The following is a 24,234-nucleotide window of genomic DNA, read 5'->3' on the forward strand; positions in this document are numbered from 1 at the left end:
AACTGCGAAGAATACACTACGGCGGCGCAAGACCAGACAGATGACCGAAATGCCGGAAAATCCCAAAGCGAGTTCGAGTAGCAACGACGTCGATTTCTTCAACGTCGGGCCGCCGCTGCACCCGGTACGCGGCGGTTACGTTCGCCGGCCGGCTGACGATGCTTTGTACGCCGCAATTACGGCAGGCCGCTATGCCCATGTTTTGGCGCCAGCGCGTAGTGGCAAGTCGAGCCTCATCGCCGCAACAGCCGCAAGGCTGCGAAATCATGGCTACAAAGTGGCGGTGCTTGATCTCGCGCAAATTGCTGAACGCGATGGCGGCAGCGACGCAGGGCGCTGGTACTACAGTATCGCGTACCGTCTGCTGCGCCAGTTGCGGCTGAAGGTCGACTTGCAGGACTGGTGGCAGGACAAGGCAATACTCAGCAATCGGCAGCGGCTTGTGGAGTTTTATATCGAAGTTGTGCTGCAGAACATCCGCGAGACAGTGGTCGTGTTTGTTGATGAACTGCAGAAGCTTGAGAACCTGCCGTTTGGTGAACACCTGTTGCCGAGTATTCGCGCTGCACACAATGCGCGCGCGACCGATCCGGACTTTCAGCGCCTCAGTTTTGTCATATGCGGCGAGTGCGATACCGAAGCGTTGGCGGGAGACCCGGCGCTTTCACCGTTCAGCGTTTCCAGGCCCATCGAACTCGATGATTTTTCACGCACTGACATTGAGTTGTTTGCGACGGAGTTAAACCTCCCGGCTCTTCAGGCACGCACTGGTCTCGATCGGATCTGGCACTGGACTAACGGTCAACCGTATTTGACACAGAAGCTGTGCCGCGCTCTCGCTCGCGATACGGTTAGCGGAGATGTTGAAGAGCACGTGGACCGGATCGTCTATCAGCAGCTCGCGGGTCGCGCCGCGCTGCACAACGAACCGCACATGAATCACATTCACCGCCGGGTAGTGCGCGACCGGCGGGATTTCGAAGCGATGTTGAATCTCTATGGCCGTCTGCGTAAGGGCCTTGAGGTGGTTTACGAGCCTTCCTCCCGGCCGCAACGTAAGTTGCTGGCAGTCGGGCTGATCATCGTAACGGATGAAGGCGCGTTGGCCGTCCGCAATCGCTTGTACGAGAGTGTGTTCACCGCCAAATGGGCCAATCGCAACCTGCCGTTGCATTGGCGCGGTCCTGCGTTGGTGACCGCGCTGATCGTGATGCTGATTGCGGTGCCATTTTGGTATACACAGTTGTTGCCTAAACCGTATATGCGGGTACTCGTATCACCGACGCTGCCCTTGGAGTCCATTGCCGATGCGTGGCAAAACCTGCGATCGTTTCCAGGGCATTCCGAAACGGCTGACCGCCTTTATCTGAACCTGCTGCACAATCGCGCTGGCATCGCCGGTGATCGTGCCGCGATAGTGCAGGTTGAAGCCTTCGCGCGTGGGATTCCGGACAATGACGCTTTCGCCGACGAGCTTGTCGCCGAGTTCTGGGATCGCGAAGTGCGACGACAGATGCGCAGTGAGAATCGGGACGCGGCTTTGCTGGCATCGCTGGATGCGTTGGTTGTTGCCACGCCGGAGCGGCGTCGGCGCGCGGCTGCTTTGCTTGGCGACGATTATCCGCACCTGGTGGCGAGTCTCGAAGGTGTCAATGCGGACCGATTGTTCTTCAACCCGCGGGACATGTTGTTGAGCTATGTGAAAGGCGCACAGGTTTCGCAGTGGTCATTGCAGAGCGGACAACTGCAGGCACGCGAGCCATGGAACATATCGTCGCTGGAAGTGACTCCGCTGGTTCGCAGAGTCGTGGTTGATCGAAACGCGCCCGTTGCCCGCATCGGCTTGTCGGTCAACATCAGTCATGCGCGGCTTGATGATATTCGCTTGAAATTGATAGCCCCATCGGGGCGTACGGTTGAGCTGGAATTCGACACGGAACGTTCGGCAGCGAATGAAGATACGGTGTTTCGTGCCGACAATTTGCTGCCGCTGATAGGCGAATCAATTGCCGGTACCTGGTCGCTGACCGTTCGCGATGAAGCGACAGGCGTTAGCGGTCACCTGATTGGCTGGAACCTCAATCTCAATTCGCAAGTCGTTGTAGAGAGCTTTGATCGTGGCCTCGATATTCCGGCGCCGGTCGAACGCGAGTCTGACAATATCTGGTTCAGCAGTGACGGCCGCTACGCCGTCGCGCGCGCATTGCATAGCGACAGTGCGCGGATGTGGGACCTTAGCAACGCGCGGCCGGCACGGACGATCTCTGTACCCGCCGATGAACGGGTCATAGGGCTTAGCGCTAATGCCAGCTACCTCGTTACCGTCGCGCAGAACAATCTGCACTTGTGGCGAATGGTGAACGGTCGCCGCGAAGCAGTTATCGAAGCGGAGGTCGGCGGGGCGCACGTTGAATTGACCGCGGATGGCAAGCACGTGTTTGTAGCCAGGCGCGGCGAGCCAGAATCCGAATTCCGACTATGGTCGCTCGAGAATCAGGAAACGGTGGCAAGTTTGCGTATCGCAGGATCACCCGCTTTGGTTGCGATTGACGCCGACGGAGAACGACTTGCGGTTGCGGACTATGATCGGGCAGTACGGGTCTGGAATTTGCGCAGCAATGAGCAACTGGCACAGCTCGATCTGCATGCACAAGCGAGTGAAATTCAAATCTCTGCACGAGGCGATGCGTTGGCGATCGTGCATGGCGAGCTAGGTGTTTCGCTGTGGCATATTGATTCTGCTGACGAACCGCTGTTAATAGAACGCGGCGTAGATCGTTGGCAATTGCGATTCTCGCCGTCGGGTTCGCGGCTTGTGGCTGGCAGTCCGAGGCGGGGATACCAGATTTTTCGCAGCAGTGATGGCGCCATGGTCGGCCCGGTCATTGATGCCGGCGTCGCCGCGGATGCTGAGCCACTGCTCGGGTTCAGCGCCGACGAAGACCTGTTGTTAACGGCCGGTCGCACCGATCGTGCGCGTTACTGGCAACTGCCGGTATCACCGACTGCAACTGACGCACCTGCGGCAACGGGGACCGACAACGGACATCGGTTGTGGCGGGACTCCGGTGATTCTCCAGCGGTAATTTCAGCCGGTGGCCAACACCTCGCTATCGCTGATCGGGAAGGTCATGTGCACGTGCTCAGCGCGGATGCAAGTGTTGAAGACATAGCACGAGCCAGTGATGAATTGAACTTCGTGGGGCATCAAGGGGCGGTGCTCGGACTGGCCTTCAACCGCGACGGTACCTTGGTAGCGAGCGCCGGTGTCGACGGTACCGTGCGAGTCTGGGATGTGAACTCCGGTTTACCTCGCCCTTACCACACGAACGCTGCGGCGGGCGGTGTGCGGCAACTGGTGTTCTCGAATTCAGGTGATCGCCTTGCGGTACTTTCTGATCGGCGTATTGCCGTACTGGGCGTTACCGACGGTGCCTTGCTGGCAGATCTGGACCTGGGTGAACTGCACACCAGCATAGCGTTCGACAACAATGATGATATTTACATCGGTGCGGAACGCGGCATCCTGCGTAGTCTGACGCGCGACCGGGTAGGCAATTGGACCCTGCGCAATGTCTGGTCTGGCACACGGCCGCTGCGACGGATTGGTGCGTCGATGCAGCGGCCGCTGCTGGTCATAGTTGATGCAGCAAACCAGGCGCTGCTGCTGGACCTGCAGAGTGGTCAGGTTGGGCCGGCACGACTGCAGCTGCCCGACGCGGTCACTGACGTGCTGTTTTCTCCCAGCAATTCGCGGGTTCTGTTCAAGACTCGTCGCTGGGTGCACCGGGCCTGGGTGAGCAGCAACGGCCTGACATGGCGTGAAGCGGCGCGAACGCCAAATGCCATAACCGGCTCGCATATCGTAATGGATCAGGTCGTGGTCAACGATACCCAGCAAGCACTCTTGGACCCACTGGGTGATCGTGTGCTGGTCCTGACCCGCGACGCCGGCTTCGCTCAAGTTGCGGAGGTTTCATTGCTGAACGAATCAGGGCCGTTGTTGTTCGGTTCGCGCGAAGACCTGCTGGCGGAGTGGCGGCAAAAACTCGGTTACGCCGAGATTGATGTTGCGCCAGTTACCCCGCTGTCACAGTGATTCCTAGCGATCATCACCACGTAAAGTTCTAACAAGCAGTTCGAGCCGTGCCGCTGTTGCTTCTCGTGCTGGTACGCCTTTGCCGACCCGCAGACTCACCGCGGAAAGCAAACTGACCGGTACCGTGCGCAGCTGGCCGCGACGCCGGCTGAACCAGCTGCCCCACAAGCCGCCCAGGGCCAACGGCACGACCGGCACGGGGCGTCGTTCCAGAATGCGTTCCATACCCGGGCGAAAGGAGTGTACGTGCCCGTCACGGGTAATTGCCCCTTCTGGAAATATGCAAACCAGATTGCCGTCAATAAGTTCCTGGTCTATACGCTCGAAACTTTCTTCAAGGAGTTCCGCATTTTCACGTGCTGACGCGATGGGAATTGCTTTGGCCGTATTGAAGACGAATCGCAACAACGGTATCTGAAAAATCTTGTACCACATGACGAACCGGACCGGCCGACGGACGCACGCGCCGATTATCAAGGCGTCAACATAGCTGACGTGATTGCACACGAGTAGTGCGGGACCTTCCCTCGGGATGTTGTCGAGACCACTGGCACGGATACGGTACAAGGTGCTGACCAATATCCAGACCAGAAACCGCATCAGGAATTCCGGCAGCAATGAATAAATGTAAATGGCCACCACAGCGTTCATAGCTGCGAGCACGAGGAAGAATTGCGGGATGCTCACACCGACATTCAGCAGTATCAGTGCGAGCAGCGCAGCGATCACCATGAACAACGAGTTGATGATGTTGTTTGCGGCAATAATGCGCGACAAATGCGTGCGTTTGGCACGGTCCTGAATCATGGCGTACAGCGGCACGCTGTAGAAGGCGCCAAACGCGCCGAGCATCACGATATCGATAAGTACCCGCCAGCTGCCCACTCGCGCAAGAAACTCGCCTACCGTACTTACTGCGGACAGTTGGGCTATGGGTTGTGCAAAATACAGGTCGATTGCAAACAGGCTCAAACCGATGGACCCAAATGGGACCAAACCCAGTTCTATACGCCTGCCAGACATGCGTTCGCACAGCAAGGAACCCACGCCAACGCCAATCGCGAATGCGACCAACAAAATAGTTGTTATTTCCTCGTTGCCGTTAAGTATCACCAGCGTGTAGGCCGGCACTTGCACCGTAACGGCAGTACCGAAAAACCAGAACCACGAGATGCCGAGTATCGATAGAAAGACACTGCGGTCTTCGCGAGCGAAAGCGACCATGCGCCAGGTTTCGGTCCAGGCGTTCCAGTTCAGCGTGTGGGCAGGATCGACCGCGCCTGTTGGCGGTATGCTGCGACTCGATACATAACCCAGCGCTGCGACGGTCAACAGGCAGGTGCCGATCAGCAGTTGACTCCCGCTATCGGTTGCGACCGATATACCACCGACGATGAGGCCGAGAATAATGGCAACATAAGTGCCGGATTCGACAAGCGCGTTGCCGCCGATCAATTCCTCGGAACGGAGTTGCTGTGGCAGATAGGCATACTTGAGCGGCCCGAACATGGTCGATTGGCAGCCCATCAGGAACAGTACGAACAGCAGCGTCTTGTAGCTGCCGTTCAGGAACGCGAATGCGGCCAACGTCATCAGGACGATTTCAACGATCTTGATGATGCGAATTAGGCGGGACTTTTCGTACTTGTCGGCGATCTGACCGGCTGATGCCGAGAAGAGAAAGAACGGCAGGATGAACAGAGCGACTGCGACATTGGCAAGCAGGCTCGCGTCCATGCCGGCAACCTGAGTCGCCTGAAACGTAACCAGGATGACCAGGCCATTGCGAAAAATATTGTCGTTGAAGGCGCCGAGGAACTGGGTCAGAAAAAACGGTGCGAAGCGACGCTGTCTTAGTAGCGCGAACTGACTGTTATTTGACAAGACTGCGTCTCTCGCGATGCCTGGGCGCGCTCGCTATAACAGCCAGCGGGATTCCCGGACCACTATGGCGGAGGCGGTCGCCCCAGCGGAAGGTGGGGTAATAAGCGGCTTGTGGAAGACGGTGCGCGTCGACCGGTTTAGCCGGAAAATCACGTGGCGCCGCAGTCGAGGGCCGGCAACTCGAGGCGGAACGGCGCTGTGCAAGGGTCCCGGTGCAATGTCAAACCTATGACGTAGCGCATATTGTCAGCGCGGACCTGATGCTATGATCCCTCAACGCTGCCGCATGTCAGTCAGTAGTAATGGAGTATTCTGGGATGAGACGGGCCGCACCGCCAAGGGCAATTTTCTTCGCAATTAACGTATGCGTCGTTTTGGCGATCAGTGCTTCCTGCACCAAGGAGCCGCCACCGCGCACGGTTGTCGAGTTTGTCGAGAATCCCCGCTTGCTGGAGGCCACAATGGTCCGCTGTGCAGAGAACAGGGCGGAATTGCGGTACGCCCCGGAGTGCGTGAATGCCCGCGAGGCGGTCAACCGAATTGCTGCGACCGAAGAAGCCGCGAGGCGATCGGAGCTGGATGCGCAATCGGTTCGCAAGCGCGAGGCACTGCGACGGGCGCAGCAAGCGGCGGCAGAAGCCAGAGAGCGCTCAGCCGAATTCGAACGCCTGCGTGAAGAAGCCGAATACCTCGGTCAGTTCGAATCGGTGGCGGAGCCCATGCCCATGCCCGGTACAACAGAGGGTGGCGAGGTCCCACCGGCCAGTGTTCCCGGTGAGCGTGAGCAACCAGCGCCGGAGGGCTTTACGACGCCTGATCCGGCGATCGACGCAGGCGTGCCGCAAACCATGCCCGACCGGGTGCTGGACGAAGATCCCGAGCCCAGTCTGGAATCGGTGCGTGAAGAACTTCAGCGCCGGCAGCAACAGGAAAATCCCCGGTAGTACTTCGCCAAGATCAAGCGATACTCGCACGGCGCAGGTAAGAGTGCGGTGAGTTAGTCGTGCAAAGCCGTCGAGCCTGAGTGCGGAACGCTAATCAGCATCCGGCCTGGCAACAGGCATGCTGCGGACGTGCAGATCGCGTTGTGGGAAGGGGATCTCAATGCTCTCGCTGGCGAACGCTTTGTAAACAGCAATATTCAGCTCGTGCAGCATACGCCCTCTGTTCACGGGTAAGTCGATCCAGCAAAGTAACTCGAAATCCAGGCTGGAGTCGCCGAACGCGCGAAATCGCACGCGCGGTGCGGGAGCGCGGCAAACTTCCTGATGTTCTTCAGCGACACGTTCGAGACACGCAATTACCACGTCTATTTCGCTTCCATAGGCGACTCCAACGGCGACACGTATCCGGTGCGCCGAATTCGGCCCGCCCGCTTCGTTGATAATCTTGTTGTTGCCGATAATCGAATTGGGAACAGTGATTTCAACGTCGTCACGGGTAAGTATGCGAGTACTGCGCAGCCCTATGTGAGTGACCTGACCGCGTTCGCCCGATTCGAGAATGATGAAGTCGCCGATTTTATACGGCGCATCGGCAATGATGGATACACCGGCGAACAGGTTTGACAAGGTGTCTTTGGCGGCGAAGCTGAGCGCAAGACCGACGATACCGGCAGATGCCAACCATGCGGTTGGGTCGATGTTCCATGCTTCCAGTATGAAGAACACCGTCAGCGCGAACAGCGCTATCTTGATGACGGTTTCGGTGAGCGACACTATGTTCGGCTGCATGATGCCTTTGCTGCCGCCGCGTGCCATCGCTGCAAGGAACAGCGTTGTCACACGCAGTATGAAGCCATACCAGATAATGATTGCTATTGATTTGAGAATGCCGAGCGTAATGTATTCGGCAGTGGTTGCCATGCCGATTCGCAACGTCGCGAGACCGAGGCCGGCCAAGACGAACGACATGAACACCGGCCGGTGAATTTGTGCGATCAGCTCATCGTCTATCTGGGTCTTCGAGCGGCTGGCGATCTGCGCAACGGTGCGAAATATGAGCACATCCGCGATTTTTCCGGCAATTATAAACGCGATTATGAGCGCCAATGCTTGCAGGTAAACGTTGGGTCCGAGCATTTCCGCCCAGCTATCGATTCTTTCGATGTATGTCTGCACAGTTTCTATCTACTTTTATTATTGGCAGAAATGTCGCGCTTGTTCATTGGCATTGCGCTACGCAGCATGCCGCGACTGTGATACTCGCTGCCTAATGCCGATCTAAGTTTCGTCCGGACCAGCAATGCCGAAGGTTCGTACGCGGGGTTCCTCGGGCGCATTGGGTGCACGCTCAGTCACGCCGGAATCCATGCCGGGTTGCGCCGGCAACTGTCGCGTCTCAGCGCTCAATACCTGGACAAAATTGTTGGCAACAGCTGGCGCCATATTGCCCGGGCTTGCGAATATCTGGTCAGGCGTCAGGCTGGCTGAGCCGTAGAACGCTGCATTTGCTTTCTTGTCGATGGTAACCCCCGAACCCTCCAGTGACACGCCGGCGAACAGGCCGCGGCTCCGGGAATACGAGTAGACTTCGGCTTCAAACTGAATGTCGGTGGCGACGCCGGTTTGCCGTCCAACAGGGCCTGCTGCAACCGACGCATCCGCGCCGAGTGTCAGCTTGCCGCTGGCAATGCCGTCGACGCCGCGTCTGGACTTGAACACGAGTATCACATCGGTGGACTGGGCGCCGATCTGCCAGCCAATGCTGCCACCGGTGATCGTGATGAAAACCGGGTTGCTCCAGGTTCCGTCGCTCTGACGTATGACCACCACACCTTTGCCGCGGCGGGCGCCGAGACCGAAGCCGATCTTGACAACGTCCGGGATTACAGCGACCGCATAGGCGCGTGCCAACAATGACGGTGGCACGCCCTGTTCCGGAATACGCAGGAACTGGTCAACAACATCGGTTGCGTCCGCAACGCGGTTTTCTTCGCGGGTCGCCGCTGTGGCAGGCAAAGCGAAGACCATTGTAAGGGTGGTGATCCACAGAATCAGGCGAGTATTCATATATCTGTCCGTCATTGATCGACTGCGTACGCGCCGCGCGTACAAGAAATTGGTGCGTCAAAGCGGCCGTAAGTTCCCGAGTATCATACTGTAATTCGGTGGGCACCTCACGGCGTGTCTATGTGGCGCTCGACATCCAGTGGCGGTAGCGGGCAGTCGAGCGACGCACACACCGTACGTAAGAGTTCCGCTTCACTGACATTCAGTTGCCGATCAGAACTAATGGCTGCCGCCAATGCCTGCACCATGCTTTGCCGAGCTGCATTATTCATGTGTTGCAGTACATCAAGACTGCGACCAGTTGCTTCCACGGGATTCGCCGGTGGCTTGTAAGGCGCATCGGCAGCCCAATCGCCGAATACATTGATGCCGGTTAGGAAGGCTTGCTTTCGATCCGCCTCAGTCAGGTTACCGGCATGCGCGACAATCGCGACGAGTTCCAGTGCGGCGGCACGAACGTCGCTGCGTGATGCCCGGTGCTTGCTGCGCGTGGCTGGCGCGAGGGCATCGCCCAGGTTCAGCTTGAGAATCCGGAACAAGCAGAACTCGTGCAGAGCAACCTGGCCGTCCAGCTCTATCAAACGTCGACTCAGGTCGAGCAGGTACTCAAGGCGCTGCACGGGCAATTGGCGGAGCGTCGGAAACGCGATTTCGAGCAATGGCAGTCGCCACTGTGCGCTGCCGGCTGCCAAATCGTCGTAATAACGCCGAATAAGTGCGGTCCGTTGCTCGCCGAGTTGCTGTTCGAGCACGTCGAATGCGTTCGGTGATGTTTCGGCGTCACGATTGATAAACAACGCCAGTGTCAGCAGCATCGCGCTGTCCGCTGAGTGCGCGGCACCGTACAACGAGTCGGGTATGGCAATTCGCAATGCACCGGCAAACAGCACGTGTTGCAACGTTGGATTGCCGATAGTGTCGGTGATTGCCGATCCGGGGCTCCCATCGCCACCTCCCGCAAAACCTGCAGTCCGTGCATCCGGGCCTTCAGCAATCGTTTGCGGTGTTACCGGCATCGTAACCGCACGCAATGATTCCGCAGAAAATTGTGGCTGCAGCGCCTGAATGCGCGCAAGCAAGGGTGGGTGAGTTGCGAATAGCGAAGAAAATTTCGCGCCATGTGCAAACAGCATATGGCTGACCTCTTCCGGGTCAGTGGCTTGCAAGTACGATTTCTGTTGGTAGCCCGCAATTTTCTTCAAGGCATCGGCGATGCCGTCTGTCTGCCGGGTGAACTGTACAGCGGACGCATCCGCAAGAAATTCGCGTTGCCGGGAAACAGCGGCCTTGACCAGCCGGGACATGAAAACCCCGACGCTGCCGATCACAACGAGGCCCAGGCCGATAATCAGGACTGCGCCGGCGCCCGAGCCGCGACCGCGACGACTGGAGACGATGCGTCCGCGGTAACTGCCACGCAGGATCAGGCGGCCGATCAGGCCAAGGACCATAATGCCAAACAGCACTCCCATCATGCGAATGTTGAGGCGCATGTCGCCGTTCAGGATGTGACTGAACTCGTGGGCGACCACACCCTGCAGTTCGTCGCGGCTGAGTATCTCGAGCGTACCGCGGGTGACCGCAATGGCAGCGTCACCGGGTGTGAAGCCGGCGGCGAATGCATTGATGCCGGCTTCTTGTTCCAGTACATAAATTTCTGGCACGGGAACGCCGGAGGCGATTGCCATTTCTTCGACGACATTGCGCAGACGCCGCCGCAGCGGATCCGAAACATCCGGCGATACGAGCGTGCCGCCGAGGTCGCGAGCGACCCTTCCGCCGCCGCTCGAGAGCCGTGCCGTCTTGTACAAAGTAGCGCCGACGATTAATAACGCCGTGCACAAGGCCGCAATGACAAGGATGACCGGGTCAGGCGCCTGCATGTTGCTGTACAGCGCAAATGCCACCAGCGCAGTGACGCCGGCTATGATCAGCAAGGTCGCCACGATGTACGCGACGATCAATCGTCGCGTACTGCGTCGGGCGCGCTCCTGGGCGTCAAAGAAGTTCATGTTGTTGCCGCACGATGATCAGGAAGCCGGACCAGTGAGGCCTGCACGTCAGGAGAACGAGACCTCTGGAACCGCGCGTTTCTCTTCGGATTCGATCTCAAGAAAACTCGCAGTCTCAAAGCGGAACATGCCCGCAATGATGCTGTTCGGGAAATTCTCGACCGCGTTGTTGTAGGCGAGAACGCTGTCGTTGAAAGCCTGGCGAGAAAACGCCACCTTGTTTTCCGTGCTGGAAAGCTCTTCCTGAAATTGCATCATGTTTTGATTGGCTTTCAGATCGGGATAAGCTTCGGCCAGCGCAAACAATCGGCCAAGGGCACTGCCGAGAGCGCCTTCGGAGGCCCCGAGTTCCTTTATGGCGGCGGCGTTCGAAGGGTCTGACTTGGCGCTTTGCAGGCTCGAAACGGCTGAATTGCGCGCATTGATAACGCCTTCAAGGGTTTCGCGCTCGTGCTTCATGTAGCCTTTGACCGCTTCCACAAGGTTGGGTATCAGGTCATGGCGACGCGTCAGCTGGACATCAATTTGCGCAAAAGCATTCTTTACCCGGTTACGCGAATTGACCAGGTTGTTGTAAATGCCTATTGCGTACAAAACTACCGCGACAACAATCGCGAGGAAGATCAGAAATGAAATCACTGTCGGGCTCCCGTGGGCGGAATATCGCCGGAAAGCATAACTCCCGGCACCGCGTAACGCTAGCCGTTGTTTTGCTTGCGTTTTCCGGTTTTTCAACTGTTGCGGGTGCCGAATGGCTGGGGGCGACGCGCGCGCAGATGGGTACCGAGGTGCGTGTGTACCTGTGGCACGAGAATAATGCACAGGCCAGCCGTGCCGCGGAAGCCGTGTTTACGGAAATCGCCCGCATAGAAGCGCTGATGAGCACCTACATGGACGATAGCGAGATTTCAGCGGTAAACCGTGACGCGGCGCAGGGCGCGGTAGCGGTCGGGGACGAATTGTACGAATTGATCGTGCGCTCCCTGGATATCTCCGTGCTGACTCGCGGTGCGTTTGATATCACGTACGACAGTGTTGGCCAGCACTACGATTTTCGCGCCGGCGAACACCCTGATGCGGACACTTTGCGCGAATCGCTGTCCCGAATTGATTACCGGCTGGTCGAAACGCGTGCGGCTGACCGAAGCATCCGGTTTCTCGCACCCGGTGTGCGTATCAACCTTGGCGGTATCGCGAAGGGCTATGCCGTGGAACGCGGAGTCGCCGTTCTGCGGCAACTGGGTATCCAGAATGCGATTGTTACCGCCGGCGGCGATTCACGGCTGCTCGGTGATCGGCGCGGTCAGCCGTGGGTAGTGGGTATCCAAAACCCGCGCGCAGAGGACGAGGTGACCTTACGTGTTCCGCTGGTGGATGAGGCGGTATCAACGTCCGGCGACTACGAGCGCTACTTCATGGAAGAGGGCAAGCGTTACCACCACATCATTTCACCGGTGACCGGTGAGCCGGCGAACGGCGTCCAAAGTGCCACGATCGTTGGCCCGGACGCGGTGATGACGGATGCCTTGTCGACCTCCGTGTTCGTCATGGGTGTCGACAGCGGCTTGCGCCTGATTGCGACCTTGCCTGACTACGAAGGCATCGTGATCGATGCTGATGGGCAAATGTTCTATTCGGATGGACTGCGTCCGCCCACAGCGGAGTAACGGCCACCTGTCGCAGTTTGGCGTCGCCCACTGTCGCATTACCGCGACGTGTTCCCCTGTCATATCAGACTGTTACGCTATGCGTGATCGCTGACGCGCGCACTCATTGTCGACCTCTCGGTTGAGTCGGCAAGGGCATTTGTGACCGTCATCACGGCCTTGTATGTGCTCTGCCTGTCACTATGCCGAATGACATCACAGGGTCAGGGGTCGCGTTATTCACACGCTCTGCAATGAGCGCGGTGTCGTCGCGATGGCAACGCCTGTCCGCAAACAGGGAAAAAGGAACTGGCAAATGAATGGACTTAAATCACTGCTGTTGGGCTGCGCGCTCTCGGTTGTTTCAGTGGCCACCCTGGCGTCGTCGTCACTTACCGGCCAGGAAGCACCGGACTTTGCATTGAAGAGTGCGAGCGGCAGCAATATGCGGCTTAGTGAGTACCGCGGCGATGTCGTGATGATTAATTTCTGGGCGACCTGGTGCGGACCATGCCGTCAGGAGATGCCGCTACTCGACGATTTGTACACCCGTTATGAACGGGTCGGGTTCAAGTTGCTGGGTGTCAATATTGATGACGATTCGCGACGTGCAATGGAAATGGTCGAAGAACTGGGTGTGAAGTTTCCGGTGCTGTTCGACGAGTCGAAAGACGTAAGCCGCCTTTACGAGGTGGAAGCCATGCCCGTAACGGTGCTCGTCGATCGCAATGGCACGGTGCGTCACGTGCATCATGGGTACAAGCCCGGATACGAGCAAAAGTACCTGACCCAAATTCGCGGCTTGCTGCGCGAGTAATTGTGTTCGGTCGCAACTAAGCAGGAGATTGCAGGTGGCTAACTATTTTCGCGCCGGTAGCATCGTGAGTGTGCTTCTTCTGGCTATGGCAACACACACGCTGCCAGCACAGGAGGCTTCGGAAACTGCCGCCGTGCAAGACGAGTTTCGCAGCATCGATCAAGACGTTCAGTCACTGAAAGACGAAGTGCTGGCACTTAATCGCGATTTGTTTTTGCTGGAAGAAGAATTGCTCTTTCCGGCCAACTCGCAAGTGGCGTTTTTTCTGTCGCTTGACGTCGGTGAATACTTCGCGCTCGACTCCGTCAATCTGAAGATCGACGGCAAAGAAGTGGCGAATTACCTCTACACCGATCGGGAAGCAGACGCTCTGGTTCGTGGCGGTGTTCAGCGCTTGCACCTCGAAAACCTCAAGGTGGGCGAGCATGAGCTGGTTGCCGTATTTACCGGCAAAGGCCCGCAAGACCGTGAGTACCGTCGCGGCGCTACCGTTGCACTCAATAAAGGCCTGGGCGCCAAGTACGTTGAAATTGCTATCACTGATCGGGTGAGCAAACAACAGCCGGAATTCGAAATCAGGGAATGGGAGTGATTTTTGATCTTTCGGCGCACTACCAGTTTTTTCGTCTTGCTCCTGTTTGTCGGGCATGCTGCTAACGCAGATCAGGCGTTGCCGCCGACGGTTATCAAGGATCCGTACTATGGCGAAGTGTTGTTCGACTTCTATCAGGAAGACTACTTTCCCGCCATCGTAAAGCTGCTCGCCGCGCAAAAAGCCGAACGCCTGCCCAACCATGATGCTGAGGCTGAACTGCTCCTCGGTGGCCTTTACCTGTCGTATGGCCAGCACCAGCGGGCCGCCGGCATCTTCGAACGTCTGCTGGCTGCGAGTGCGGACCCTTCCGTGCGCGACCGGACCTGGTTTTTCCTGGCGAGAATCTGGCATCAACGCGGTTACTTCGATGAAGCGCAAAGTGCACTGAACAATGTTCAGGATGCGTTGCCTGGCTCCATGGAGTCGGAACGTCGCATGTTGCTTGCGCAAATCCTGATCGAGAAAGGCGAACATCGGCAGGCGATTGAGCTGCTGGATCGCTGGCGCGACCGTACGGAATGGGCCAGCTACGCGAAGTTCAACCTGGGGGTTGCGCTGGTACGAGACGGTCAGGTTGAACAAGCGGCACGGATACTGGATGACCTCGGCCAGCTTGAGCCATACACAGAAGAACTCAGCGCATTGCGTGACAAGGCGAACCTCGCTCTGGGCTACGCCTACCTGCAATCGGGTGCGGCGAAAGAGGCGAAGAAACCACTGCAGCGTGTTCGCCTCAATGGCCCGTTCTCCAACAAGGCACTGCTGGGCGTCGGCTGGGCTGATGCGGAGCGCGAAGATTTCGGCCGGGCGCTGGTGCCGTGGATGGAATTGCGTGGTCGCGATCTGCTCGATCCGGCCGTGCAGGAATCCATGCTGGCAGTCCCCTATGCCATGGCGAAACTGGATTCAATCAGTCAGGCCTCCGATCATTATTTGAATGCGATAGAAGCGTTTCGCGAAGAAGACGATCGCATCAACGCAACGATTGATGCGCTGCAATCAGGCCGCTTGCTCAGCAGTTTTCTGGCTGACGATGCAGACGACACGACTGGCTGGTACTGGAGTATCACTGAATTACCCGCTGGCGCGGAGTCCCGCTATCTGTATCACCTGCTGGCGAGTGATGAGTTTCAGGAAGGTTTGAAAAACTACCGCGATCTGGATTATCTGGCCCGCAATCTCGAGCGCTGGCAAACAAGTTTGGGTGTGTTCCAGGACATGCTCGATACGCGGCAACTTGCCTACGAACAACGTTTGCCGTTGATTCAGGAAAGCCTCGGTCGGGCTGATCTGGAAGAAATGGTCGATCGCAAATTGTCGTTTGATGCGCGGCTCGACGGCATAGAACAAAACCACGATGCGCTGGCTCTGGCCAGTGATGAAGAATTTGCACTGTGGGGAGAGATTTCTGCTCTCGAGCGGACGCCTGCTTTGTCGGCCGCTATTCCTGAGGCGGAAGACGTGCGGCGCCGGGTACGTCTGCTGAAAGGTGTCCTGCAGTGGCAGTTGGATAAGGAGTTCAAAGAACGGCTGTGGCGTGCCCGTCGCGAAGTTCGTGCCAGCGGTGTCGCGCTCGTCGACGCGCAGCGTTCCCGTCGCCGGGTCGATGAGTCGATGCGCAATGAGCCGCAGATGTTTGCGGAGTTCGATGGCCGAATTGCCGCGCTGGATCCGCAGATACTCGACCTACGTCAACGAGTAGGCGCAGCCATGGATAAGCAGCGTGGTTTCCTGCAATCCATTGCAATCGGTGAGCTGCAAACACAGAAACAACGGCTGCAAACGTACACAGTGCAGGCACGATTTGCGTTGGCGGCAATTTACGATCTGTCGGCGACAGGCGCGGACGTTTTGCCATGAACAGGCTGACCTCGTGCTCTTTGACGGCGCTGATGGTTGCGTTGATTGCGGCCCCGTTGCCGACCCTGGCTGACGATGAGCCAACCATTCGAAGCCTGGGCAATCGAGCGTACCCGGTCCGTCCGGGGCGTCTGATCAATGACAGTAACAACAAGGCGCGCGATAACTATCGCGCGTTCCTGGACCTGGTGTCGGACGACCCCGAGTTGCGAGCAGAGGCCATGCGCCGGCTCGCCGATCTCGAACTTGAGTCTGTCGAGGCCGAGCAACTGGCCAGCAATGTCGATGAGCTGGGCGGGCAGGGCTACGAGAGTGCTGTGTCACTCTTCAAGTCGCTGCTTGAGGCCTACCCCGACTACCGACGCAATGACACAGTTCTGTACCAATTAGCTCGTGCTTACGAAGTCGCCGGCGAAACCGATGCGGCACTGGATACGCTTAACGAGCTGATCGGTCGTTACCCGGAAACGGCGCGTCGCGATGAGGTCGAGTTTCGGCGCGGCGAAATGCTGTTCCTGCGTAAGCGCTACGTCGAGGCAGAAAGCGCTTACCTGTTCGTGGTGGAGTATGGGGAGCCATCACGTTTTTACGAACAATCGCTCTACAAGCTTGGCTGGTCGCAGTTCAAACTGGCAACGCACGAAGAAAGCCTGGGGCCATTTTTCACTTTGTTGGACCGCAAGCTCGCGAACGTCGACATGTTGGCAAGCGGCGAGCCGCTGGGTGATCTAAAGCGTGCTGATCGGGAACTCGTTGAGGATACCTTCCGAGTTCTGAGTATCAGTTTTTCCTATATGGAAGGTGCCAAATCGATTGATGAGTATCTCGCCGGGCGTCATTACCCCGACTACAGTCACGTTGTTTACCAGAACCTTGGCGAACTTTACCTGGAAAAAGAACGCTACGTTGACGCGGCCGAGACCTACGAGGCATTCGTTGCCCGAGATGCGGAACACCCGAAAGCGCCCTTGCTTCAGGTTGCGGCAATAGAGGCCTACAAGCAGGGCGGCTTCGCGATGCTGGTGCTCGATGCAAAGCGGAATTTCGTCGAACGCTATGGCATGGATCAACCATTCTGGTTGCGTAATGATCCGGCTGACAATCAGGCTGTGGCGGCACACTTGCGGGCTAACCTGACGGATCTGGCGCAGTACTCTCATGCTGAAGCACAGCGCGACGGTAAGCAGGCCGACTACCAGGCCGCCGCTCGCTGGTACCGAAAATTTCTTGAGTACTTCCCGGATGAGCCGGACAGTGCGAACACCAACTTCCTGTTGGCTGAAATCCTGTTCGAGAGCAAAGACTACGCGGCCGCGACGGATGAATACGAACGGACTGCCTATTTCTACCCGACTCACGACCATTCCGCGGAAGCCGCCTACGCGGCCATACTGGCTTACCGTGAGCATGAGTTGACATTGCCGCCTGAGCAGCGTGATGCCTGGCATCAACGCTACCTCGATAGCGGTTTGCGTTTCGCCGATTCTTATCCTGCGCATCCTGAATCGGGTGCTGTTTTGACAACGATTGCTGAAGACCTGTTCGCGCAACGTCAGTTCGATCTGGCAACGACGGTGGGGCGTGCGGTAGTCAACAAGCAACCGCCCGTAGACGACGCGCTGGCACGAACGGCGTGGACGGTTATCGCGCATTCGCAGTTCGACCTTGGCCAGTACGCGGCCGCCGAGTCTTCGTACTACTCATTGCGGCCTTACACACCTGCGGATGATCTCGACGCGCAACAGGAAATCAAAGACCGCATCGCCTCCTCCATATACAAGCAAGGCGAAGCGGCACGGGCAGGCGGCGATCTGGAGACAGCCGTTGCTCTGTTCCGGCGCGTCGGCGAAGCAGTGCCCGATTCCGATATTCGCAAGACGGCTGAATACGATGCGGCAGCGGCATTGATCAACATGCAAGCATGGGACCGTGCGTCGTCCGTGCTTGAGGAATACCGGCGTGATTATCCGGACAGCGAATTTGCCGACGATGTAACCCAGAAGCTTGCCGTTTCCTATCTTGAATCCGGGCGTGCGACTGCCGCCGCTGCTGAGTTCGAGCGCATAGCCGAAGCACCGAACAGCGATGCAGACGTGCGCCGTGAGGCGTGGTGGCAAGCGGCTGAACTCTATAAACAAAGTGGCGAGTTGCTGGATGAAGAGCGGGTGCTGGAAGTGGTCGTGGTTCGTTACCCGTCGCCACTGAGCGAATCCATCGAAGCACGCTATCGGCTCTTGCAGATAGCAGAACAGAACAACAGCACGGCTTTGCGAACGCAACGGTTACGCGAACTGATCGCGGCGGATGCTGCGGCTGGCGCCGAGCGCTCGGACAGGAGTCGCTTGCTGGCGGCGCGGGCAACCCTTGAACTGGCGGAGCCGGCACGGCAACGATTTGCCGATGCGCGCATAACCCAGCCACTTGCCGACAGCCTTAATCGCAAGAAAGGCCTGATGGAAGAAGCGGTACAGGCGTATGGCAATGCGGCGGATTACGGCGTGGCCGAAGTTACCACAGCCGCCACGTTCAGACTGGGCGAGGTTTACCAGCAATTTGGCCGCGACCTGATGGAATCGGAGCGGCCGGCTGATCTCGACGAACTGGCGCTGGAGCAATACGACCTGTTGCTGGAGGAGCAGGCTTTTCCGTTCGAGGAACAGGCCATCGAACTCTATGAGACTAACGCGGCGCGCAGCGTCAACGGTGTTTACGACGAATGGGTGCAGAAAAGTTTTGCCGCGCTGGCGAAACTGATGCCGGGCCGGTACGCCAAACTGGAGCGCAGCGAAGATGTTGTTACCGCGTTGTACTAATCGAATGCCGGCCTTCTTGCGGACAGTTGCCGTGTTTGCCTGCTTGTGGCTGGCGTCTTGTGCCACCGGGCCCGAAGAATCCACAGCGACTGCAGAAACCGGCGCAAGCGTTGCAAGTCAGGTGCCTGCAGCAGCGCAGACGCTCTACGAACAGGCGGTTGCCGTCATGGCTGCCGGTGACGATATCGACGCGCAGCTGCGGTTCGCCGATTTTCTGCTGCGCTATCCGGATTACCCGGGTGCGCACGTCAATCTCGCGATTCTGCAGGCACGCTCGGGCGACGATCTCAAAGCCGAAGCAAGTATTCAGGCGGCGCTGGAGCTGGATGCCCGGTACGCGCCGGCATTGAATCAACTGGGCATGTTGCGACGCCGGCAAGGGCGTTTCGATGAGGCCGAAGACGCTTATCTGCGGGCGGTCGATGCACAGCCCGACTATGCGCTGGCGTACTACAACCTGGGCGTCCTGAACGAGCTGTACCTGCAACGTCTCGAGGCGGCGCTCATGCACTTTGAGCGCTATCAGAGCCTTAACGGCGAGGATGAGCAGGTCGAAAAGTGGATAGCCGATCTCAAACGGCGGCTTGAGTCCAATCAACGTACCGCAAATGTGACGGAGTGACCGGTATGAAATGTGAATTCGTCGGAATATTGCTGCTGGTGCTAGCCGGCACCCTGCACGCGCAAGAGCTTGGGGAGCAGCCGGTCAGCAATGAAGAGGCGGTTGTTGAAACGGAACCCGAGGTGACTGAAGCGGCTGAACGGGATGCACTGGAGCCTGGCGTGCCGTCGACAGTACTGGCGAACGAGGCCAGACGAACAGAGTCCGGTAGTCGGGTGATGGACCGGATCGACCTTGACCGTACCGAGATTACCGGCAATCAGGAGCTGCCCAAGGTGCTGTACATCGTGCCCTGGCAAAAATCAGATCCGGGCGATCTGATGGGCAAGCCGGTCAATACCTTGCTTGACGAGGTGCTGGCGCCGATAGATCGCGGAGAGTTTGTACGACAGGTTCGTTACTACGACGAACTTCGTGAACGGCAGGAATGAGCAATCAATCTGCCAGTTTGACTATTTGATTGAAAGAGGAGTCATCAAATGGACAGTTTGGGCGCCATAGTGCGTTTCTTTGAACAGGGTGGGGCGTTCATGTACCCGATTCTGGTCGTGTTCGGCCTTGGGCTGGCTATTGCCGTCGAGCGCTGGATGTATCTCACCGTTTCCGGCGCGAGCAATCGTGCGCTGTGGAAGAAAATTGTGCCGTTCCTTAAGGCGGGCAACTTTCAGGAAGCAGCTTCCATGACCTCGAAATCGAAAGCGGCCATTGCCTCGATTCTGACTTACGGCCTGTACCGGGTTAAGTCAGCGCGGCGCCGGGACGACGTCGAAAAGGCGATGGAAGAAAGCCTGATGGAAGTGTTGCCGCGTTTGGAAAAGCGTACGCATTACCTCGCAACGCTGGCGAACATCGCAACGCTGCTTGGTCTGCTGGGAACGATTATCGGTCTTATCCGGGCGTTTACCGCGGTATCGAATGCGAACCCGGCCGACAAGGCGGATTTATTGTCAGCCAGTATTTCGGTTGCGATGAACACGACGGCATTCGGCCTTATGGTCGCGATTCCGTTGTTGTTGGTCCACGCGTTGTTGCAGACCAAGACCAATCAGATCGTCGACAGTCTCGAAATGGCCAGCGTGAAGTTTCTGAACGCGATTACCGAGCGGCAGCTTAAGCCGGCCGGAGCAGCCGGGTGAGAGGCAGCCGCCGGGGAGGTCGTCGCCGCGATGCGGAAACGGCTGAACTGAACATTACGGCGTTCATGAACCTGATGGTCATTCTGGTTCCGTTTCTGCTGATTACGGCGGTGTTCTCGCGGCTGGCGATTCTGGAACTGAATTTGCCTGGCGCATCGAATGAGCCGGCCGACGAGCAGGAACTCGTGTTCCAGCTGGAAATCATAGTTCGTGAGAACGGCATCGAAGTGGGCGACAGAAATGTCGGCGCGCTGGGGCTATACCCGGTTGGCACCGATGGCTACGACTTCGACGCGCTGAGTACCAAGCTGACCGAACTGAAAGCGAGTTACCCTGAGAAAACCGACGCATCGATTTTGCTCGAGGCGGACATACCCTACGACACCCTGGTTCAGGTCATGGACCGGGTAAGGGTTGCCGAGAGCATCGTTGATGACTCCATCGTGCGTACGGATCTTTTTCCGGATATCTCCATCGGTGATGCGCCGACCAGCGCAGGAGGCGACTGAACATGAAAATGTCAGCACGCGCCAAGCGCATGGACCGGCGCCATTCGAAAGCTAAGAAAGGTGGCGCACTCAACCTGGTGTCGCTCATGGACATCTTTACGATTCTGGTTTTCTTCTTGCTGGTTAATTCCTCCGATGTGGAAGTATTGCCGAACGCAAAAGAAATTCAGCTACCCGAATCGATTGCAGAAGAAAAAGCCAAAGAGACGGTTGTCATTTTGATCGGCGACACGGACATCATTGTCCAGGGTACGCCGGTTGCAAAGGTTGACGACGTGATGCAGCGGAGCGGCAACAGCATCCCTGAGTTGAAAGCGGCGCTATTGCGGCAAAACGACCGGGTCTTGCGACGCACTGCTGAGAACGACGTGGCCAATCGTGAGGTGACGATCATGGGAGACAGGGACATCCCGTACCGCTTGTTGAAAAAGGTCATGGCAACGTGCACCGAATCGGACTATGGCCGAATCTCGCTTGCGGTACTGCAGAAAAGTTCTGATCAGCTCGGCGAACTCGCCGCTAATCGCTAACAGAACCGGACAGGGATAGGGCAGGAGTTCAGGATTGGATATTCCGTACTACAGAGAGTTTGAGTTGCCATGGAGCAACGACTCCGGACAGGAACGCAAGTTTCGCCGTCTGCTGCTGATCGTCATGCTGTCGCTGGCGTTCCTCGGTCTCGTGTGGCCGTTCCTGCCGACGTCGGAACCGGATCCGAACGACATTGAAGAGATACCACCGCGTATTGCGAAGCTGTTGTTGCAGGACAAACCGCCACCGCCACCACCACCGCGGGTCGAGCCTGAACCCGAGCCGGAGCCCGTGCCGCTGACGGAGCCAGAGCCGCAACAAGTAGTGGAGGCAACCCCGGAACCGGAACCGCAGCCTGTTCCTGAACCGGAACCGGTGCCCGCTCCCGTCGACCAGCAGCAACTGGCACGTGAACGAGCGCAAGCAGCTCTGTTGCCGTTTACTGAGGATCTGGCGTCCTTGCGTGACAACGATGCGCTCGAGAAAGTCGCTGATGCGCGGCCGCTGACAGCATCCGTTGGTGAAGCGGCGCGTAACGAACGCTCAATGATTACTTCCAGCGTTGGCACCTCCAGCGGAGGTATCAATACGGCAGCGATGAGCCGTAACACCGGCGGCACCGGTCTCGGTGATCGCAATACAACCCAAGTAGCGAGCCCTGTTGCCGGGCTTGGTGCTGCCGCTGGTGAAGCGCGGCGCTCGGGTTCGAGTGGCAAAGCATCGCGCAGTCGTGAAGAAATTGAACTCGTATTTGATCGCAACAAGGGCGCGATATTCGCGCTGTACAATCGCGCGTTGCGACAGGATCCATCGCTGGAAGGCAAGCTCGTGCTGCGCCTTACCATCGCACCGAGTGGCGAAGTCACATTGTGTGAGGTTGTATCGAGTGAGCTGGGTGATGAAGAGCTTGAACGCAAACTCGTACAACGAATCCGCTTGTTCCGTTTCGAAGCACGCGATGTCGAAGCTATTACCACCACCAAGCCTATCGACTTCTTCCCCGCCTGAGCCAACTCACCGGCTGCGTGGCGCTGTCCTTTGCTGTCCGGCGGGATCTAATTTTTCGCGGACTGCATAATCTGCGCACGCATTTCGTCCTGCCCGGTTTTTCGTCGGGTAGTGGTTTTGCCGAGGCAGTGTTTGTCGCGCGGGCAGTTGCTGCTACGCGGACAGATGATGCTTGCTTGCCGCGCCGCGCCGTCCGCAATCCAGCCTATGTTCAGAATCTTGCCTATGGCTTCCAGTTGTCGACGGGCAGTACTTGGGATGGTGCCGACGCCCCCGGCCTTGTTGCATGAATGCTCGATCAGGTCAGTGGTTTCAGCGGGGTCGATACCCTGTGCGATCAGGGCTGGCGCCAAATCAATGCCAGCGCACATGACGTGTGTGTTACCCGCCGCATCTTTGGCGCGTACGGATTCGCAACAATAGAGGCGCTTGTCATCACCGCTGCGCAGTACGGAAATCTGTGCTGACGGTGTATTGCCTGCCGTGTTCAACATCTTGAATACGGCCCAGTGCTGGCAAGGGTCCGACACCATGCGCATGTTGCCCCAGGGCAGCGGGATGCCATTGCCGCGGTATACCGCGCGCAAGTTGCCGGGCGGGTACGCGTCGAAGTAGTGCCAGTGTCGGTAAGGCGAAACGCTGGTCATGCGCCGCATTGTCAGGCCGGGCGACAGTTCGGCGCGCTTGCCGCTGTCGATGGAGTAACGATGGCGAGCCAGAAACTGCCGAAACGGTGTTTTCGGCGCGAGCAACGCCGCTGCAAAGTAACTGCATTCGAAATCACGCCAGGCGTACAGGATGTCCTTGGCGTCCAGTTGCGGCGATTCCGCCTCCGGGTGCCGTGCCTGAGTCCTGTCCCCCGACACTTGTGCAGCTCTTGCGCCATCACCGTCATGCAGCAGTTTGTGACCAATGTGATTCGCGAGATCGTACTTCAGGCGTTGTGGTGCTTTTTCCAGTTTACGGTTGATCCACAATACGTTCGGTGCTTCGTAGAACGAGCGCAGCAGTGTATTCATCGAATCGGCCGCGCCGCGGCGATCTCGGCTCGCCGCCCGATCGAACCAGCGAATCCGAAGCCCGGCACGCTTGCTCATGGCAAGCAGGTCGTCGAGCGTTAGCGGGAACTGTTTGCGACCTATGCTTTCGGCCGCGCGTTCGAGATCCGGAAAACGGTTCTGGCGGGTCTCCTGGTGTGCGCGAATGAGCAGGTGAGCGAACTGGGTGCCGGTTGTCCCTGTCTGTGACAGCAGTTCGGGGATGGCGATCTGCAATTGCTCGCCGCTGAACAGGAATCCGGGTTCCAGCGGCATACCGTCGATGCCGGTGGACTTGGGCGCGACAGCAATCGGTTCGGCTTCCAGGGTCTCGTCAAAAAACCAATTGACGTTTTTCTGGAAAATTGCCGCGATTGTGGCCATCAGTGCTTCGGACGGAACGCGCTTACCGTTCTCGATCATGGACAGGTAAGAAACCGATGGCGCGTTGTCTGCGTCAAATTGCACGCATCGCACGGACAGATCCTCCAGGGTCAGATTGTTGCGCTTGCGCAGGGAGCGAATTTTGGTACCGAGGAAGTGCGCTTTGCGCATCAGGCTAGTCGTCGCCACGGTCAACCACCTTGTGAAATTAACACTGTGAAATTTCTAATGTGAAATTATTGACAGAACGCTGCTTATTATACGAGCACC

At 57.8% G+C, this 24,234-nt stretch carries 19 protein-coding genes; 13 read left to right on the top strand and 6 right to left on the bottom strand.

The annotated features are described in order from the left end of the window. Positions 1-40 precede the first annotated feature (40 nt). Complete coding sequence (locus AC0L8N_RS15080) at positions 41-4,099, top strand: AAA-like domain-containing protein (protein WP_473668634.1); 4,059 nt, start codon at positions 41-43, stop codon at positions 4,097-4,099. A 3-nt stretch (positions 4,100-4,102) separates the two neighbouring features. Here the strand turns inward: AC0L8N_RS15080 and AC0L8N_RS15085 are convergent, their stop codons facing one another. After that, a complete protein-coding gene (locus AC0L8N_RS15085) occupies positions 4,103-5,983 on the bottom strand; it encodes an MFS transporter (protein ID WP_473668636.1) in 1,881 nt (626 codons plus the stop codon). A 317-nt stretch (positions 5,984-6,300) separates the two neighbouring features. Between AC0L8N_RS15085 and AC0L8N_RS15090 the strand changes: the two genes are divergently transcribed. Further along, entirely contained in the window at positions 6,301-6,927 is a 627-nt protein-coding gene (locus AC0L8N_RS15090; RefSeq protein WP_473668638.1) for an EexN family lipoprotein, read from the top strand. 90 nt (positions 6,928-7,017) lie between these two features. On the opposite strand, the gene AC0L8N_RS15095 is transcribed toward AC0L8N_RS15090, so the two are convergent. From AC0L8N_RS15095 to AC0L8N_RS15110, 4 genes are all read right to left on the bottom strand, one after another. Next, positions 7,018-8,103, bottom strand: a complete 1,086-nt coding sequence (locus AC0L8N_RS15095; RefSeq protein ID WP_473668640.1) for a mechanosensitive ion channel family protein — start codon at positions 8,101-8,103, stop codon at positions 7,018-7,020. 102 nt (positions 8,104-8,205) lie between these two features. After that, on the bottom strand, positions 8,206-8,994 hold the full coding sequence (locus AC0L8N_RS15100) for a lipid-binding SYLF domain-containing protein (RefSeq protein ID WP_473668642.1): 789 nt from the start codon (positions 8,992-8,994) through the stop codon (positions 8,206-8,208). Between the two features lie 107 nt (positions 8,995-9,101). Further along, the gene (locus tag AC0L8N_RS15105) at positions 9,102-11,006 is read right to left on the bottom strand and encodes a M48 family metallopeptidase (protein WP_473668644.1); all 1,905 of its coding nucleotides are present in this window, start codon (positions 11,004-11,006) and stop codon (positions 9,102-9,104) included. 48 nt (positions 11,007-11,054) lie between these two features. After that, entirely contained in the window at positions 11,055-11,642 is a 588-nt protein-coding gene (locus tag AC0L8N_RS15110; protein ID WP_473670179.1) for a LemA family protein, read from the bottom strand. On the opposite strand from AC0L8N_RS15110, the gene AC0L8N_RS15115 reads away from it, so the two are divergent. The 11 genes from AC0L8N_RS15115 (at position 11,636) to AC0L8N_RS15165 (ending at position 22,543) form a co-directional block, all read left to right on the top strand. Then, positions 11,636-12,673 (top strand): FAD:protein FMN transferase, encoded by a 1,038-nt coding sequence (locus AC0L8N_RS15115; RefSeq protein WP_473668646.1) that lies wholly within the window; start codon positions 11,636-11,638, stop codon positions 12,671-12,673. The two genes, AC0L8N_RS15110 and AC0L8N_RS15115, sit on opposite strands and share 7 nt — an antisense overlap. 295 nt (positions 12,674-12,968) lie before the next feature. Then, on the top strand, positions 12,969-13,469 hold the full coding sequence (locus tag AC0L8N_RS15120) for a TlpA family protein disulfide reductase (RefSeq protein WP_473668648.1): 501 nt from the start codon (positions 12,969-12,971) through the stop codon (positions 13,467-13,469). 34 nt (positions 13,470-13,503) lie between these two features. Next, positions 13,504-14,061 carry an AraC family transcriptional regulator gene (locus AC0L8N_RS15125; RefSeq protein WP_473668650.1) on the top strand — a complete coding sequence of 186 codons (558 nt, stop codon included), beginning with the start codon at positions 13,504-13,506 and terminating at the stop codon, positions 14,059-14,061. A 3-nt stretch (positions 14,062-14,064) separates the two neighbouring features. Beyond that, the gene (locus tag AC0L8N_RS15130; RefSeq protein WP_473668652.1) at positions 14,065-15,924 is read left to right on the top strand and encodes a tetratricopeptide repeat protein; all 1,860 of its coding nucleotides are present in this window, start codon (positions 14,065-14,067) and stop codon (positions 15,922-15,924) included. Further along, complete coding sequence (locus tag AC0L8N_RS15135) at positions 15,921-18,737, top strand: tetratricopeptide repeat protein (protein ID WP_473668654.1); 2,817 nt, start codon at positions 15,921-15,923, stop codon at positions 18,735-18,737. The genes AC0L8N_RS15130 and AC0L8N_RS15135 overlap by 4 nt, the downstream gene beginning before the upstream one ends. 31 nt (positions 18,738-18,768) lie before the next feature. Next, positions 18,769-19,359, top strand: a complete 591-nt coding sequence (locus AC0L8N_RS15140; protein ID WP_473668656.1) for a tetratricopeptide repeat protein — start codon at positions 18,769-18,771, stop codon at positions 19,357-19,359. A 5-nt stretch (positions 19,360-19,364) separates the two neighbouring features. Further along, on the top strand, positions 19,365-19,790 hold the full coding sequence (locus tag AC0L8N_RS15145; protein ID WP_473668658.1) for a hypothetical protein: 426 nt from the start codon (positions 19,365-19,367) through the stop codon (positions 19,788-19,790). A gap of 48 nt (positions 19,791-19,838) precedes the next feature. Then, a complete protein-coding gene (locus AC0L8N_RS15150; RefSeq protein ID WP_473668660.1) occupies positions 19,839-20,495 on the top strand; it encodes a MotA/TolQ/ExbB proton channel family protein in 657 nt (218 codons plus the stop codon). Then, entirely contained in the window at positions 20,492-21,004 is a 513-nt protein-coding gene (locus AC0L8N_RS15155) for an ExbD/TolR family protein (protein ID WP_473668662.1), read from the top strand. Before AC0L8N_RS15150 ends, AC0L8N_RS15155 begins: the two co-directional genes overlap by 4 nt. Positions 21,005-21,006: 2 nt before the next feature. Continuing rightward, entirely contained in the window at positions 21,007-21,534 is a 528-nt protein-coding gene (locus tag AC0L8N_RS15160; RefSeq protein WP_473668664.1) for an ExbD/TolR family protein, read from the top strand. 34 nt (positions 21,535-21,568) lie between these two features. Further along, entirely contained in the window at positions 21,569-22,543 is a 975-nt protein-coding gene (locus AC0L8N_RS15165; protein ID WP_473668666.1) for a TonB family protein, read from the top strand. A 47-nt stretch (positions 22,544-22,590) separates the two neighbouring features. On the opposite strand, the gene AC0L8N_RS15170 is transcribed toward AC0L8N_RS15165, so the two are convergent. After that, the gene (locus tag AC0L8N_RS15170; protein ID WP_473670181.1) at positions 22,591-24,135 is read right to left on the bottom strand and encodes a DUF3612 domain-containing protein; all 1,545 of its coding nucleotides are present in this window, start codon (positions 24,133-24,135) and stop codon (positions 22,591-22,593) included. Positions 24,136-24,234 lie beyond the last annotated feature (99 nt).

Source organism: Woeseia sp. D3-10, assembly GCF_055809415.1.